The sequence below is a fragment of the Pseudomonas sp. R5-89-07 genome, from assembly GCF_003851685.1.
Classification (GTDB): Bacteria; Pseudomonadota; Gammaproteobacteria; order Pseudomonadales; family Pseudomonadaceae; genus Aquipseudomonas.
In genome coordinates, this window is sequence record NZ_CP027727.1 from 1067192 (window position 1) to 1083031 (window position 15840).

At 61.0% G+C, this 15840-nt stretch carries 15 protein-coding genes; 7 read left to right on the plus strand and 8 right to left on the minus strand.

The window, feature by feature from the left end; translation table 11 throughout:
- Positions 1-124 precede the first annotated feature (124 nt).
- Positions 125-874, plus strand: a complete 750-nt coding sequence (locus C4J94_RS04780) for a FadR/GntR family transcriptional regulator (protein WP_124385137.1) — start codon at positions 125-127, stop codon at positions 872-874.
- Between the two features lie 9 nt (positions 875-883).
- Here the strand turns inward: C4J94_RS04780 and C4J94_RS04785 are convergent, their stop codons facing one another.
- Together C4J94_RS04785 and C4J94_RS04790 are read right to left on the minus strand one after the other, a co-directional pair.
- Entirely contained in the window at positions 884-1069 is a 186-nt protein-coding gene (locus C4J94_RS04785; protein ID WP_124385138.1) for a hypothetical protein, read from the minus strand.
- A 161-nt stretch (positions 1070-1230) separates the two neighbouring features.
- Entirely contained in the window at positions 1231-2388 is a 1158-nt protein-coding gene (locus tag C4J94_RS04790) for a phospholipase (RefSeq protein WP_124385139.1), read from the minus strand.
- Between the two features lie 236 nt (positions 2389-2624).
- Between C4J94_RS04790 and kdgD the strand changes: the two genes are divergently transcribed.
- From kdgD to C4J94_RS04815, 5 genes are all read left to right on the plus strand, one after another.
- A complete protein-coding gene (kdgD, locus tag C4J94_RS04795) occupies positions 2625-3536 on the plus strand; it encodes a 5-dehydro-4-deoxyglucarate dehydratase (protein ID WP_122720915.1) in 912 nt (303 codons plus the stop codon).
- A 54-nt stretch (positions 3537-3590) separates the two neighbouring features.
- On the plus strand, positions 3591-5036 hold the full coding sequence (locus C4J94_RS04800; protein ID WP_124385140.1) for an aldehyde dehydrogenase family protein: 1446 nt from the start codon (positions 3591-3593) through the stop codon (positions 5034-5036).
- 168 nt (positions 5037-5204) lie between these two features.
- Positions 5205-6569 carry an MFS transporter gene (locus C4J94_RS04805; RefSeq protein ID WP_124385141.1) on the plus strand — a complete coding sequence of 455 codons (1365 nt, stop codon included), beginning with the start codon at positions 5205-5207 and terminating at the stop codon, positions 6567-6569.
- A gap of 10 nt (positions 6570-6579) precedes the next feature.
- A complete protein-coding gene (gene garD, locus C4J94_RS04810; protein WP_124385142.1) occupies positions 6580-8133 on the plus strand; it encodes a galactarate dehydratase in 1554 nt (517 codons plus the stop codon).
- A gap of 177 nt (positions 8134-8310) precedes the next feature.
- A complete protein-coding gene (locus C4J94_RS04815) occupies positions 8311-9252 on the plus strand; it encodes an AEC family transporter (protein ID WP_124385143.1) in 942 nt (313 codons plus the stop codon).
- Here C4J94_RS04815 and C4J94_RS04820 read toward each other — a convergent pair.
- From C4J94_RS04820 to gatC, 6 genes are all read right to left on the minus strand, one after another.
- Positions 9249-9629: a carboxymuconolactone decarboxylase family protein gene (locus tag C4J94_RS04820; RefSeq protein ID WP_124385144.1), complete on the minus strand. Its 381-nt coding sequence runs from the start codon at positions 9627-9629 to the stop codon at positions 9249-9251. The two genes, C4J94_RS04815 and C4J94_RS04820, sit on opposite strands and share 4 nt — an antisense overlap.
- Positions 9626-10705 carry a calcium/sodium antiporter gene (locus tag C4J94_RS04825; RefSeq protein WP_124388922.1) on the minus strand — a complete coding sequence of 360 codons (1080 nt, stop codon included), beginning with the start codon at positions 10703-10705 and terminating at the stop codon, positions 9626-9628. Before C4J94_RS04825 ends, C4J94_RS04820 begins: the two co-directional genes overlap by 4 nt.
- A 26-nt stretch (positions 10706-10731) precedes the next feature.
- Positions 10732-11103 carry a septal ring lytic transglycosylase RlpA family protein gene (locus tag C4J94_RS04830; RefSeq protein WP_124385145.1) on the minus strand — a complete coding sequence of 124 codons (372 nt, stop codon included), beginning with the start codon at positions 11101-11103 and terminating at the stop codon, positions 10732-10734.
- Between the two features lie 157 nt (positions 11104-11260).
- Positions 11261-12706 carry an Asp-tRNA(Asn)/Glu-tRNA(Gln) amidotransferase subunit GatB gene (gene gatB, locus C4J94_RS04835; RefSeq protein ID WP_016976220.1) on the minus strand — a complete coding sequence of 482 codons (1446 nt, stop codon included), beginning with the start codon at positions 12704-12706 and terminating at the stop codon, positions 11261-11263.
- Between the two features lie 10 nt (positions 12707-12716).
- Entirely contained in the window at positions 12717-14168 is a 1452-nt protein-coding gene (gatA, locus tag C4J94_RS04840; protein WP_124385146.1) for an Asp-tRNA(Asn)/Glu-tRNA(Gln) amidotransferase subunit GatA, read from the minus strand.
- Between the two features lie 16 nt (positions 14169-14184).
- Entirely contained in the window at positions 14185-14472 is a 288-nt protein-coding gene (gene gatC / locus C4J94_RS04845; protein ID WP_124385147.1) for an Asp-tRNA(Asn)/Glu-tRNA(Gln) amidotransferase subunit GatC, read from the minus strand.
- 210 nt (positions 14473-14682) lie between these two features.
- On the opposite strand from gatC, the gene mreB reads away from it, so the two are divergent.
- Positions 14683-15720, plus strand: a complete 1038-nt coding sequence (gene mreB / locus C4J94_RS04850; protein WP_002555108.1) for a rod shape-determining protein MreB — start codon at positions 14683-14685, stop codon at positions 15718-15720.
- The last annotated feature ends 120 nt before the right edge of the window (positions 15721-15840 follow it).

Consider the following 15840-nt stretch of genomic DNA (forward strand, 5'->3'; position numbering starts at 1 on the left):
CTCGGCGGTTGCCGGGGCATTTTTTTGCCTGCCGCATAGAGATGAAAGTCACCACAGGAACGGTGATCGTACAACCGCCATGGGCTATGATGCGTCTTCAGTTCGCCGAGAAAGATGATTCATCATGGAAAACGCCAACGCCGCCCCACGTCTGCCCCGCAAGCGCCGCAGCCTTGCCCAGGAATTGGTCACGGTGTTGTCCGAACAGATCCGCGACGGCCAGCTCAAACGTGGCGACAAGCTGCCCACCGAGTCGGCGATCATGGATGCCCATGGGGTCAGCCGCACTGTGGTGCGCGAGGCCATCTCGCGCTTGCAGGCAGCTGGGCAGGTAGAGACGCGGCACGGTATCGGTACATTCGTATTGGATACACCAAGCCCGAGCGGTTTCCGGATCGATCCGGCCACGGTGGTGACGTTGCGTGATGTGTTGGCGATCCTGGAGCTGCGTATCAGCCTGGAAGTGGAGTCCGCTGGCCTGGCTGCCTTGCGCCGTAATGATGAGCAACTGGCAGCGATGCGTGCCGCCCTCGACGCCTTGAATGAAAGCGCGGCCCATGCGGGTGATGCAGTGGCTTCAGACTTCGCATTTCATTTGGAAATTGCGCTGTCCACCGGCAACCGTTACTTCACCGACATCATGACCCACCTGGGCACCAGCATCATTCCGCGTACCCGCCTGAATTCGGCGCGGCTGGCCCATGATGATCAGCAGCATTACATGGGACGCCTGAGCCGCGAGCACGAAGAGATTTACGAGGCTATCGCACGCCAGGATTCGGACGCGGCGCGGGCGGCGATGCGGCTGCATTTGACCAACAGTCGGGAAAGGCTGCGCCATGCCCATGAAGAGGCGGAGGCGCAGCGCGGGTAGGAGGTTTGTTCAAGGGTATGGGTTTGGGGATGGTTCCATATAGACGATAACTTCGTTGGCCTCCTCGTCATAAACTTTGCGGGCGACTGCTTGCAAGCCAGTTACAGAGTTGTAGATCTCGTCGCCAATTTGGGGTTCGAAGTCGAGCGCGCGCTTCTTTTTACCTCTATCAACGACGTTTACTTTCATGGACATGGATCACCTCCTAAGTTACGGGTAGTTGCATGCTTCCCAGTGACGGTGTGTTTTCTGCACTGTTCTACAGGGAATTGGAGGTACCTTATGAACTCGACAAATACGTCGCTACTGTCAGATCTGACAGTAGCGACGAGCGGTTCCGCGCGTAAATAATTTTCTCAAGGCAGCGGCCTATTCGGTTTGTAGTCCTTGAGCAATAAATACGTACTCCACCCCCACCAGTCATTCGTCCAGTGCTTGTCGTTCAGATCATTCACCTCCTTGCGACGCAACACCTTGTCCCCCTCCATCTTGAACAGCGGCGAGAAGTTGTTCGCCGGGTTCTGTACGGCATTCAGATCCGGCACATACAACGGCGCCTTGAAGGTGGCCGGTGAGGGCGCCACGCCGCTGAGGAAGGTCTCGAAAATCTCATCGGCTGACGCTTGTACTGCGCCTTTAACCTGAGTCCGGTTGTCCGCATCGATCATGTCGAAATAGCGTCTATCTCCATAGGCGTGCCACTGAGCACCCATGGCGTTGCGCACCTTGAGGCCGAACTTGCTGTCTTCATCGTGCATGAAGCGACTGATCAGCGAGCCCAGCTCTCCAGGCGTGACCACTGCTGCCAGTTGTTTGCGCGGCACACGCAAATGGCCGGCGGAAAACAGGTCAGTCAGGAAGTGATCGGCAAAGCTGTTCATGGCATACGCCAGTTCCAGTGCCTGGTCGGTGCCGGTTTGATGGGCGACGACCGCCTGTTGCAGCGCCGCGGTGTGCCCGGCCAGGTAGGCGGACAAGGCCCATTCGCCAAAATGGTCGGCATTGTCCGCCGCCAATTTCAAGTAGCGCCCCAGCGGGATCAGTGCAGAAACCGCACTGCCGCCACCGGTGATGCGGTTCCACTCCTCGGACAACGTATCACCCAGGGCATCATAGGCTTCATGCGGCTGCTTGCCGTCCTTGAGGGCCTGTTTGACCGCGTTGATCTCTTTTTGCATCACCGCCAGGATCTTGCCGGCCTCTTCCCGTGAAGCAGGCAGTACCGCCAGCGAATTGAAGGCGGCGGTGAAACGTTGCACGCGGTCGGCAGGGGAGGCGCCATCGCTGATGGGTTGGCCGGGAATGCCGTAGAAATCGCCGCCCAGGGCAATCACCTGGCCGTAGGTCAGCGCCAGCCCGTTGGGCAAATGCAGTTCGACCTGATACGCAGGGATCGCGGCGGCGCCCTTGGCAAAGCGCAACAGCGTGTCGTCGCCGATGGCGGTGTGTTCACTGCCTTCGAAACGCAGGGTAGGGCGGTTCTGGGTGGGTGTGGCGTATTCAAGATCTGACATGTTAGCTCCTTGCTATGTCGTGATAATCTTCTTTGGTTACTGTATATGCATACAGTCATCTCGAGCATAGAGGTAAAATTTCCTGCGTCAAGAAATCGGTTTCCACGGCGCGCTTGAGATAAACGTCGATGAATTGCAGTTGACGAATCTTTTTATAGTTGTACGATGACGTACGACATCATCTAAACCAACAACAACGCTTTCCTCAGAAAGTCTTCGCCCAGGGTGTTCGAATAATGAATCCACAAGAACTGAAGTCCATCCTCTCTCACGGTCTGCTGTCTTTTCCGGTGACCGATTTCAACGCCCAGGGTGACTTTCACCAGGCGGGCTATATCAAGCGTCTTGAATGGCTTGCCCCGTATGGCGCCACGGCGCTGTTCGCTGCGGGCGGCACCGGTGAGTTTTTCTCCCTGGCCGCCAGCGAATATTCCCAGGTGGTGAAGACTGCTGTTGATACCTGCGCTACCAGCGTGCCGATTCTTGCCGGTGTCGGCGGTGCTACCCGCCAGGCCATCGAGTACGCTCAAGAAGCCGAGCGCCTGGGGGCCAAAGGCCTGCTGCTGCTGCCGCACTACCTGACTGAAGCCAGCCAGGACGGCGTTGCCGCCCACGTTGAAGCTGTGTGCAAATCGGTGAAGATCGGCGTGGTGGTGTACAACCGCAATGTCTGCCGCCTGACCGCACCACTGCTCGAGCGCCTGGCCGAGCGCTGCCCGAACCTGATCGGCTACAAGGACGGCCTGGGTGACATCGAGTTGATGGTTTCGATCCGCCGTCGTCTCGGCGACCGTTTCAGCTACCTCGGCGGCCTGCCGACTGCAGAAGTTTACGCCGCTGCCTACAAGGCCCTGGGCGTGCCGGTGTACTCCTCGGCAGTGTTCAACTTCATTCCGAAAACCGCGATGGACTTCTACCACGCGATTGCCAAGGATGATCACGCCACCGTCGCCAAGATCATCGACGATTTCTTCCTGCCCTACCTGGACATCCGTAACCGCAAGGCCGGCTACGCCGTGAGCATCGTCAAGGCAGGTGCGAAGATCGCCGGCTACGACGCCGGCCCGGTGCGCACCCCGCTGACCGATCTGCTGCCGGAAGAATACGAAGCCCTGGCCGCGCTGATCGACAAGCAAGGCGCGCAATAACTTATCAACAAGGCCGCTGAGCAATCAGCGGCCTTTTGCGTCAGGAGAAGATTCGTGTCCCAAGCAAAACGTTTCGAGAACTACATCAACGGCGAATGGGTAGCGGGTGCCGACTACTGCACCAATATCAACCCGTCGGATCTTTCCGATGTGATTGGCGAATACGCCAAGGCCGACGTCGCCCAAGTCAACAGCGCTATCGAGGCTGCACGTGCCGCCTTCCCGGCCTGGTCCACCTCCGGTATCCAGGCGCGTCACGATGCGTTGGATAAAGTGGGCAGCGAAATCCTCTCCCGCCGCGAAGAGCTCGGCACCTTGCTGGCCCGGGAAGAGGGCAAGACCCTGCCCGAAGCCATCGGCGAAGTGACCCGCGCCGGTAACATCTTCAAGTTCTTCGCCGGTGAATGCCTGCGCCTGTCTGGCGACTATGTGCCGTCGGTGCGTCCGGGCGTCAACGTGGAAGTCACCCGTGAAGCCCTCGGCGTCGTCGGCCTGATCACCCCCTGGAACTTCCCCATTGCCATCCCGGCCTGGAAAATCGCCCCGGCCCTGGCCTACGGCAACTGTGTGGTGATCAAGCCGGCCGAACTGGTACCCGGCTGTGCCTGGGCCCTGGCTGAAATCATCTCCCGTGCCGGTTTCCCGGCCGGGGTGTTCAACCTGGTGATGGGCAGCGGCCGCGTCGTCGGCGATGTGTTGGTCAACAGCGCCAAAGTCGACGGCATCAGCTTTACCGGCTCGGTGGGCGTGGGCCGCCAGATCGCGGTCAGTTGCGTGTCGCGCCAGGCCAAGGTGCAGTTGGAAATGGGCGGCAAGAACCCGCAGATCATTCTCGACGACGCCGATCTCAAGCAAGCCGTCGAGCTGTCGGTACAGAGCGCGTTCTACTCCACCGGCCAACGGTGCACCGCTTCCAGCCGCCTGATCGTCACCGCCGGCATCCACGACCAGTTCGTCGCGGCGATGGCCGAGCGCATGAAGTCGATCAAGGTCGGCCACGCACTCACCAGCGGCACCGACATTGGCCCGGTGGTTTCCCAGGCCCAGTTGGACCAGGACATGAAGTACATCGACATCGGCCAAAGCGAAGGTGCGCGGCTGGTCAGCGGTGGCGGTCTGGTGACCTGCGACACCGAGGGCTACTACCTGGCGCCAACGCTGTTTGCCGACAGTGAAGCCGCCATGCGTATCAGTCGTGAAGAGATCTTCGGCCCGGTGGCCAACGTGGTGCGGGTGGCCGATTACGAGGCAGCGCTGGCCATGGCCAACGACACCGAATTCGGCCTGTCGGCGGGTATCGCCACCACCTCGCTGAAGTACGCCAACCACTTCAAGCGCCATTCCCAGGCCGGGATGGTCATGGTCAATTTGCCGACCGCCGGCGTGGACTACCACGTTCCGTTCGGTGGCCGTAAGGGTTCATCCTACGGTTCGCGTGAGCAGGGTCGCTATGCGCAAGAGTTCTACACCGTGGTGAAAACCAGCTACATCGGTTCGTAACCCGTAGGAGCGAGCTTGCTCGCGAAAAACTCAAGGGCACCGCGTGCATCCTGAATGCCTGCGTATTCGTTGACGTTTTTCGCGAGCAAGCTCGCTCCTACAAGAGGCAGCATCAAGCAATACACAACGATTACCCGCAAAAAAAATAATTAGTGGGAGTACTTCTACATGCAAGCGACCAAGCCGACCCACGTCCGCTATTTGATCCTGCTCATGCTGTTTCTGGTGACCACGATCAACTACGCCGACCGTGCCACTATCGCCATCGCCGGCTCCAGCCTGCAAAAAGACCTCGGCATCGACGCGGTCACCCTCGGTTATATCTTTTCTGCATTCGGTTGGGCCTACGTTGCCGGTCAAATTCCCGGTGGCTGGCTGCTTGACCGGTTCGGCTCGAAAAAAGTCTATGCCCTGAGCATTTTCACCTGGTCACTGTTCACCGTGCTGCAAGGCTACGTCGGCGAGTTCGGTGTCTCCACCGCAGTCGTCGCGCTGTTCATGCTGCGCTTTCTGGTGGGCCTGGCCGAAGCGCCTTCGTTCCCGGGCAATGCGCGCATTGTGGCGGCGTGGTTCCCCACGGCTGAACGCGGCACGGCATCGGCGATCTTCAACTCTGCGCAGTACTTCGCCACCGTGCTGTTTGCACCGTTGATGGGCTGGATCGTCTACAGCTTCGGCTGGCAGCACGTGTTTATCGTGATGGGCGCGATTGGCATCGTCTTCTCGCTGATCTGGCTGAAAGTCATCCACAGCCCGCGCCAGCATCCGATGATCAACGAGGCTGAGTTCAATCACATCGCGGCCAATGGCGCGATGGTCGACATGGACCAGGACAAGGGCAAGGGTAAAAAAACCGACGGCCCAAAGTGGGATTACATTCGTCAGTTGCTGACCAATCGCATGATGCTCGGCGTCTACCTGGGCCAGTACTGCATCAACGGCATCACGTACTTCTTCCTGACGTGGTTCCCGGTGTACCTGGTGCAGGACCGTGGCATGACCATCCTCAAGGCCGGCTTCATCGCTTCGCTGCCGGCGATCTGCGGGTTTATCGGAGGTGTGCTCGGCGGCGTCATTTCCGACTACCTGCTGCGCAAGGGCCATTCCCTGACCTTTGCTCGCAAGGCGCCGATCATTGCCGGCCTGTTGGTCTCCAGCAGTATCATCGCGTGTAACTACGTGGACGTTGAGTGGATGGTGGTGGGCTTCATGGCCCTGGCCTTCTTCGGCAAAGGCGTTGGCGCACTCGGTTGGGCAGTGGTCTCCGACACCTCGCCCAAGCAGATCGCCGGCCTCAGTGGTGGCTTGTTCAACACCTTCGGTAATCTGGCCTCCATCACCACGCCGATTGTGATTGGCTACATCATCAGCACCACCGGCTCGTTCAAGTGGGCCCTGGTGTTCGTCGGCGCCAACGCGCTGGTGGCGGTGTTCAGCTATCTGGTAATCGTCGGCCCGATCAAGCGCGTGGTGCTCAAGGAGCCGCCAAGCAAAGGCCCTGAGCTGACCAACCTTTCCCAAGCGCATTCCTGAGGTTCGTGTGATGCAGTTGATTGAACATGCCGACTCGCCGCGCTCGATTCGTTTGCACGAGCGCGACAACGTGGTGATCGTGGTGAATGACCAGGGCGTCCCGGCCGGGACCGAATTCCCGGACGGCCTGGTCACGGTGGATTTCATCCCCCAGAGCCACAAGGTGACCCTGGAAGATATCCCCGAAGGCGGCCAGATCATTCGCTACGGCCAGACGATTGGCTACGCGCTGGCGCCGATCCCGCGTGGCAGCTGGGTGCAGGAAGACCAGCTGCGCATGCCCACCGCGCCGCCGCTGGACAGCCTTCCGCTGTCCACCGAGGTGCCTGAGTCCCAGGCGCCGCTGGAGGGGTTCACCTTCGAGGGCTACCGCAACGCCGACGGCACCGTGGGTACGCGCAATATTCTGGGTATCACCACCACGGTGCAGTGCGTGACCGGCGTGCTGGACCATGCCGTCAAGCGCATCAAGGACGAGTTGCTGCCCAAGTACCCCCAGGTCGATGACGTGGTGGCGCTGACCCATAGCTACGGCTGTGGCGTGGCGATCACGGCCACGGATGCTTATATCCCGATCCGTACCGTGCGCAACCTGGCGCGCAACCCGAACCTGGGCGGCGAAGCCCTGGTGATCAGCCTGGGCTGCGAGAAACTGCAGGCCGGGCAAGTGATGCACGACAACGATAGCTCCGTCGACCTGAGCGAGCCGTGGCTGTACCGGTTGCAGGATTCCAGTCACGGCTTTACCGAGATGATCGAACAGATCATGGCGCTGGCCGAGGTGCGCTTGAAAAAGCTCGACCAGCGCCGCCGTGAAACGGTGCCGGCGTCCGAGCTGATCCTGGGCATGCAATGCGGCGGCAGTGATGCGTTTTCCGGCATTACCGCCAACCCGGCGCTGGGCTATGCGTCAGACCTGTTGCTGCGTGCCGGGGCGACGGTGATGTTTTCCGAAGTGACCGAGGTACGCGATGCGATTTACCTGCTGACGTCTCGGGCTGAGAGTAAGGAAGTGGCCCAGGAGCTGGTCAGGGAAATGGACTGGTACGACCGTTACCTGGCCAAGGGCGAGGCGGATCGCAGCGCCAACACCACGCCGGGCAACAAGAAGGGCGGGCTGTCGAATATCGTCGAGAAGTCATTGGGCTCCATCGTCAAGTCCGGCAGCAGCGCGATCAACGGCGTGCTCGGCCCCGGCGAGCGCTTCAAGGGCAAGGGCCTGATTTTTTGCGCGACCCCGGCCAGTGACTTCGTGTGCGGCACCTTGCAACTGGCGGCGGGTATGAACCTGCATGTGTTCACTACCGGGCGCGGTACGCCTTACGGCCTGGCGATGGCGCCAGTGGTGAAGGTGTCGACGCGCACTGAGCTGGCGCAGCGCTGGCCGGACCTGATCGACATCGACGCCGGGCGCATCGCCACCGGGCGCGCGAGTATCGAGGAGCTGGGCTGGGAGCTGTTTCACTTTTACCTGGATGTGGCCAGCGGCAAGAAGCAGACGTGGGCGGAGCGGCACAAGCTGCATAACGACATCACCCTGTTCAACCCGGCGCCGATTACCTGAGACCGAGTCGCCTGCAATCGGGGGCAAGCCCCCTCCCACACTTGACCGCATTCTTCCAGGACAAATGCGGTCAAAATGTGGGAGGGGGCTTGCCCCCGATAGCGGTCTATCAGGCACCGTCGAGCGGTATGGCTTATCATTAGCCCACTCACGACGCTCACCAAGGTTCTCCCCGGCATGCTGGCAATCTTCCTCACCACGCTCACCATCACCGCGCCGGTGTTCGCCATGCTGTTTCTCGGTGTACTGCTCAAACGCATCAACTGGATCAACGACAACTTTATCCATACCGCCTCGTCCCTGGTGTTCAACGTTACCATGCCGGCGCTGCTGTTTCTCGGCATCCTGCATGCCGACCTGCATTCAGCGCTCAAGCCGGGCTTGCTGATCTACTTTGCCGTGGCCACGCTGGTGAGTTTTGCCATGGCGTGGGGCTGGGCGATCCTGCGCTGCAAGCGCGAAGACCGGGGCATCTACACCCAGGGTGCGTTTCGCGGCAATAACGGGGTGATCGGCCTGGCGCTGGCTGCCAGCATGTACGGCGACTACGGGATTTCCCTCGGTGCGATCCTTGCGGCGTTGGTGATCCTGTTCTACAACACCCTGTCGACCATTGTGCTGGCGGTGTACAGCCCGGTGATCAAGTCCGACCCGTGGAGCATCTTCAAGAGTGTGGTGGCCAACCCGCTGATCATCAGCGTGATCGTCGCTGCGCCGTTTGCCTATTTCCAGATCGGCTTGCCGGGTTGGCTGGAAAAATCCATGCAGTACCTGGCGGACACCACCTTGCCCCTGGCGCTGATCTGCATTGGTGGCACCTTGTCCCTGGCGGCGCTGCGCAAGAGCGGCAAAATGGCCTTGAGCGCGAGCTTGATGAAGATGGTCTGGCTGCCGGTGATCGCCACCTTGGGTGCATGGCTGCTGGGGTTCCGTGGGCCGGAGCTGGGCATTCTGTTTCTGTACTTCGGCGCGCCGACGGCGGCGGCAAGCTTCGTGATGGCCAGGGCGGCCGAGGGCAATCATGAACTGGCGGCGGCGATTATCGTGATCACCACGCTGATGGCGGCGGTGACCACGAATATCGGCATCTTCGTGTTGCAGGCGGGTGGCTGGATCTAAGCTTCTTTCTGATAGGTGTCGATGACTTCCTGTGCCGCCCGAAACGCATCGATCGCTGCCGGCACTCCGGCATACACCGCGCAATGCAGCAACGCTTCGCGGATCTCCTCTACGGTGCAGCCGTTGTTCAACGCGCCGCGCACATGGCCTTTGAGTTCCTGCGGGCATTTGAGCGCGGTCAGGGCGGCGAGAGTGATCAAGCTGCGCGTCTTGAGCGGCAAACCCTCGCGATTCCACACGCTACCCCACGCGTGTTCATTGACGAAATCCTGCAGCGGCTGGGTGAACTCGGTGGCATTGCCCAGGGCGCGGTCAACGAAGGCATCGCCCATCACCTGGCGACGCACTTCAACCCCTGGCTTTTTCTGATCGGTCATTGCGACTCCCTCTTGTGTTGGCGCTGCCAGGCGCGCAGCGAGGTGAACAACAGCACCACCACTAACGCCGGCAAGACGTAAAACAGCATCAATTGTTCCAGTTTGGCGGCCAGGGGCATGCCAGTGGTGAACGCCATCACATGCAGGCCATAAGCCACATAGAGCCCCAGCAACACCAGGCCTTCGACCCGCGTGACGCGGTAGCCGGTATAGAACACGGGCAGGCACAGGATGATGGCGCCGAGCATGACCGGCAGGTCGAAGTCCAGGGCGTTGGGTGAGACCGACAGCGGCGACGGCGCCACCATCGCGGTAAAGCCCAGCACGCCAAGCAGGTTGAACAGGTTGCTGCCGATCACGTTGCCCACGGCAATCTCCCGCTCGCCGCGCAAGGCGGCAATCAGCGACGTCGCCAGGCAGGGCAGCGAGGTGCCGACGCCGATCAGCGTCAGGCCGATGATGCGCTCCGACAAGCCCAGGTCACTCGCTACCTCTACGGCCGCACCCAGCAGCAGGTGCCCGGCCAGCACCAGCACGAGCAACCCGCCCAGCATCAACAGCACGCTGCTCAGCCAGGGCGCCCGGGTTACGGTGGCGAGTGTGCGGGGGCGGCGGGAGTGGCGCGTCTGGTAATGCAGCACGCCAAGGTAGGCCACCAGCGCAACCAGCAGCACCAGCCCGTCGAACGGGGTCAGCGCCTCATTGGCGGCCAGGACGAACACCAGCAGGCCGGCCACGATCATGACCGGGATGTCCAGGCGCACCAGTTGTCGCGACACCCGTAGCGGGATGATCAGCGCCGACAAACCCAGGGTGACGAGGATGTTGAAGATGCTGCTGCCGATCACGCTGCCCACGGCGATGTCGGTGTTGCCGGCCAGGGTGGCCTGCAGGCTGACGGCCATCTGCGGCGCGCTGCTGCCGAAGGCCACGATGCTCAGGCCGATGATCAATGGCCGCACCTTGAGGCTGGCGGCCAGGCGCACTGCGGCCCGTACCAGCACTTCAGCGCCGACGATCAACAGCAGCAAACCGCTGACCAGTTCCAGCAGGCTCCAGGGCGAGAGGGCGTTCAATCCAAAAATGCTCAAGGCGGCCTCGATCAGTTGTTCAGGGCTTGCACGCGCACCCGTGCGGTGCCGCTGCCCAGCATACGCAATTGCTCGGCGGCCTTGCGGGAAAGGTCGATCAGCCGTCCACGGGTATGCGGGCCGCGATCATTGATGCGCACCACGACAGATCGGTTGTTATCCAGGTTGGTCACCTTGACCTGGGTGCCGAAGGGCAGGCGCCGATGGGCCGCGGTCAGGGCGTTCTGGTTGAAGGCTTCACCGCTGGCGGTTCTTTTGCCATGGTGCCTGGCACCGTAATAGGAGGCGGTGCCGGTTTCGTCGTAGCCGTTGGGGTCGATGACGCCGCTGGCGCAACCGGTCAGCAGGGAGAACAGGGCCAGGAGGCCGAGTAGACGCTTCATTCTGGGTATCCCCATATCAAATGTGGGAGGGGGCTTGCTCCCGATAGCGGTGGGCCAGTCACTGATGTGTTGACTGAATCACCGCTATCGGGAGCAAGCCCCCTCCCACAGAAGGTCCGAGTCGAGCATGAAAACTCACTCGGCGCCTTCACTGCTGTCAGCCTTCGAGCTTGCTTTTGAGCAGTTCGTTGACTTGTTGCGGGTTGGCTTTACCCTTGGACGCTTTCATCGCCTGGCCGACGAAGAAGCCGAACATCTTGCCGCGCTTGGCTTCGTCAGCCGCGCGATATTGTTCGACCTGCTCGGCGTTCGCCGCGAGCATTTCATCGAGTACGGCGGAAATGGCGCCGCTGTCGGTGACTTGCTTGAGGCCGCGCTTCTCGATGATCTCATCGGCGCTGCCTTCACCGGCGGCCATCGCTTCGAACACCGTCTTGGCGATTTTGCCGGAAATGGTGTTGTCCTTGATGCGCAGCAGCATGCCGCCCAGTTGTTCGGCGCTCACCGGCGCTTCGTCGATTTCCAGGCCTTGCTTGTTCAACAGGCTGCCCAACTCGACCATGACCCAGTTAGCCGCCAGCTTGGCGTCGCCGGCAATGCTCACGACTTTTTCGAAGTAGTTGGCTTGCTCACGGCTGGACGCCAGTACGCTGGCATCGTAGACCGACAGGCCGAACTGCTCCTGGAACCGTTCGCGTTTTTGCTGCGGCAGTTCCGGCAGGGTGGCGCGGATATCGTTGAGGAACGAATCTTCCAGCACCACCGGCAGCAGGTCCGGGTCGGGGAAGTAACGGTAGTCGTTGGCTTCCTCCTTGCTGCGCATGGCGCGGGTTTCGTCTTTGTTCGGGTCGTACAGGCGCGTTTGCTGGATCACCTTGCCGCCGTCTTCGATCAGTTCGATCTGGCGACGCACTTCGCTGTTGATCGCCTTCTCGATGAAGCGGAACGAGTTGACGTTCTTGATCTCGCAGCGGGTGCCGTACTCGGCCTGGCCCTTGGGACGGATCGACACGTTGCAGTCGCAACGCAGCGAGCCCTCGGCCATGTTGCCGTCGCAGATGCCCAGGTAGCGCACCAGCGCGTGGATGGTCTTGACGTAGGCCACGGCTTCCTTGGCGCTGCGCATGTCCGGCTCGGACACGATCTCCAGCAAGGGCGTACCGGCCCGGTTCAGGTCGATACCGGTGGCGCCGGGGAATTCCTCGTGCAGGCTCTTGCCGGCGTCTTCTTCAAGGTGCGCACGGGTTACGCCGACGCGCTTGATGGTGCCGTCTTCCAGGGGAATGTCCAGGTGGCCCTTGCCGACGATCGGCAGTTCCATCTGGCTGATCTGGTAGCCCTTGGGCAGGTCCGGGTAGAAGTAGTTCTTGCGCGCGAACACGTTGTGCTGGCCGATCTCGGCGTCGATCGCCAGGCCGAACATCACCGCCATGCGCACCGCTTCCTGGTTCAGCACCGGCAGCACGCCGGGCATGCCCAGGTCGACCAGGCTGGCCTGGGTGTTGGGCTCGGAGCCGAACGTGGTGGCGCTACCGGAGAAAATCTTCGATTGGGTGGCGAGCTGGGTATGAATCTCCAGCCCGATCACAACTTCCCATTGCATAGTGTTCTCCTCAGAAGCCGGTAGGGGTGCGAGTGTGCCAGTCGGTGTTCAACTGGTACTGGTGCGCCACATTGAGCAGGCGGCCTTCCTGGAAATACGGGGCGAGCAATTGCACGCCGACCGGCAGGCCATCGACGAAACCGGCGGGCATGGACATGCCCGGCAAGCCCGCGAGGTTGGCGGTGATGGTGTAGAGGTCTTCCAGGTACTCGGCGATCGGATCGCCGGTCTTGGCGCCGATCTTCCAGGCCGGGTTCGGCGTGGTCGGGCCGAGGATCACGTCGACTTCTTCGAAGGCCGCCATGAAGTCGTTCTTGATCAGGCGACGGATCTTCTGCGCCTTGAGGTAGTACGCGTCGTAGTAGCCAGCCGACAGGGCATAGGCACCGACCATGATCCGGCGCTGTACTTCGGCGCCGAAGCCTTCGCCACGGGAGCGCTTGTACAGGTCGGTGAGGTCTTTGGGGTTTTCGCAACGATAGCCGAAGCGCACACCGTCGAACCGCGACAGGTTGGAGGAGGCTTCGGCCGGGGCGATCACGTAATAGGCAGGGATCGCGTGCTGGTTGTTCGGCAGGCTGATTTCCTTGATCACCGCGCCGAGCTTCTCCAGCTCTTTGATGCTGTTGTGCACCAAGTCGGCGATACGTGGGTCGAGACCGGCGCTGAAGTATTCCTTGGGCACGCCGATGCGCAGGCCCTTGAGCGACGTATTCAGGCTGGCGCTGTAGTCTGGCACCGGCTCATCGATGCTGGTGGAATCCTGTTTATCGAAGCCGGCCATACCTTGTAACAATATTGCGCAGTCTTCAGCCGTGCGCGCCAGCGGGCCGCCCTGATCGAGACTCGAGGCGTAGGCGATCATGCCCCAGCGGGAAACGCGACCGTAGGTCGGTTTCAAACCGGTGAGGTTGGTGAACGCGGCCGGTTGGCGAATGGAGCCGCCGGTGTCGGTGGCCGTGGCGGCCGGAAGGAAGCGCGCGGCAACGGCAGCGGCCGAACCACCGGACGAACCGCCGGGTACATGCTCCAGGTTCCACGGGTTTTTCACCGCGCCGTAGTAGCTCGACTCGTTGGCCGAACCCATGGCGAATTCGTCCATGTTGGTCTTGCCCAGGGTCACGGCGCCGGCGGCGGCCAGCTTGGAGACCACGCTGGCGTCGTAGGGCGCCTTGAAGTTGTCGAGCATCTTCGAGCCGCAGCTGGTGCGAATGCCCTGGGTGCAGAACAGGTCCTTGTGGGCAATCGGGGCGCCCAGCAGCGCGCCGTTCTCACCGTTGGCACGACGTACGTCGGCGGCCTTGGCCTGGCTCAGGGCCAGCTCCTGGGTGAGGCTGATGAAGCTGTTGACCTTGGGGTCCAGCTCGGCGATACGCGCCAGCAGGGTCGTGGTCAGCTCTTCGGAAGAAAACGTTTTGTCGGCGAGACCGCGGGCGATCTCGGCCAGAGTCATGTGATGCATGAAAGGCTCTTTCCCTTTAGTCGATGACTTTCGGAACCAGGTACAGGCCGTTTTCGACCGCTGGCGCGATGGACTGGTAGGCCTCGCGGTGATTGCGCTCGGTCACGACGTCGGCGCGCAGGCGCTGACTGGCTTCCAGCGGGTGAGCCAGGGGCTCGATGCCGTCGGTGTCGACGGCCTGCATTTGGTCAACCAGCCCGAGAATGCTGTTCAGGGCTGCGGTGGTCTGTGGAAGATCGGCGTCATTGAGGCCAAGCGAGGCCAGATGCGCGATTTTTTCCACGTCGGAGCGTTCAAGCGCCATGGGATTCTCCAGTGGAAAACAGAACGGAGGGCTTCCGTGTGTTAGATTGTCGGAACACTACCGCATTTCTACGGTCATAAGGCCGCGATTGTGGGGGTTGGTGCACAGAAAGTCGGCCAATTTAGCACATTGGCGCCTTGCCCAAAATCCCTGTCGTTGTTAGAGTTTGCCGCACTTTTTTACCCACGCGTTGCCTAGGGTCCCTTTCCCATGTTCAAGAAACTGCGTGGCATGTTTTCCAGCGATCTTTCCATTGACCTGGGCACTGCCAACACCCTTATTTACGTGCGCGAGCGCGGTATCGTTCTGAATGAGCCATCGGTTGTGGCCATTCGGACCCATGGTAATCAGAAAAGTGTCGTTGCCGTTGGCACCGAGGCCAAGCGCATGCTCGGCCGTACACCAGGCAATATTGCTGCCATTCGTCCGATGAAAGATGGCGTGATCGCCGACTTCAGTGTCTGCGAAAAGATGCTGCAGTACTTCATCAACAAGGTTCACGAAAACAGTTTCCTGCAGCCCAGCCCTCGTGTGCTGATCTGCGTCCCGTGCAAGTCCACCCAGGTGGAGCGTCGTGCCATCCGTGAATCGGCCCTTGGCGCCGGTGCCCGCGAAGTGTTCCTGATCGAAGAGCCGATGGCCGCCGCAATCGGCGCCGGCCTGCCGGTTGAAGAGGCCCGCGGTTCGATGGTGGTGGATATCGGTGGCGGTACCACCGAGATCGCCCTGATTTCCCTCAACGGTGTGGTGTATGCCGAATCCGTGCGTGTGGGCGGCGACCGTTTCGACGAAGCGATCATCACCTATGTGCGTCGTAACTACGGCAGCCTGATCGGCGAATCCACCGCCGAGCGCATCAAGCAGGAAATCGGTACCGCTTACCCGGGCGGCGAAGTTCGCGAAGTCGATGTTCGCGGTCGCAACCTGGCTGAAGGCGTACCGCGTGCGTTCACCCTGAACTCCAATGAAGTGCTGGAAGCTCTGCAAGAGTCCCTGGCCACCATCGTTCAGGCTGTGAAGAGCGCCCTGGAGCAGTCGCCGCCGGAACTGGCTTCCGATATCGCCGAGCGTGGCCTGGTGCTGACCGGTGGTGGCGCGTTGCTGCGCGACCTCGACAAGCTGCTGGCCCAGGAAACCGGCCTGCCGGTGATCGTCGCCGAAGACCCGTTGACCTGCGTGGCGCGTGGCGGTGGTCGTGCACTGGAAATGATGGATAAACACACCATGGACCTGCTCTCCAGCGAATAAGATCGCCTGGACGGTTCATGCTGGGTCGGCAGGCAGCACTTTGCAGTGCTGCCTGTTGACGTTTATCTTCTTCAATCTGCATCCAGGCCGGTTTGATGCCGTATGAATAAAGAGAACATT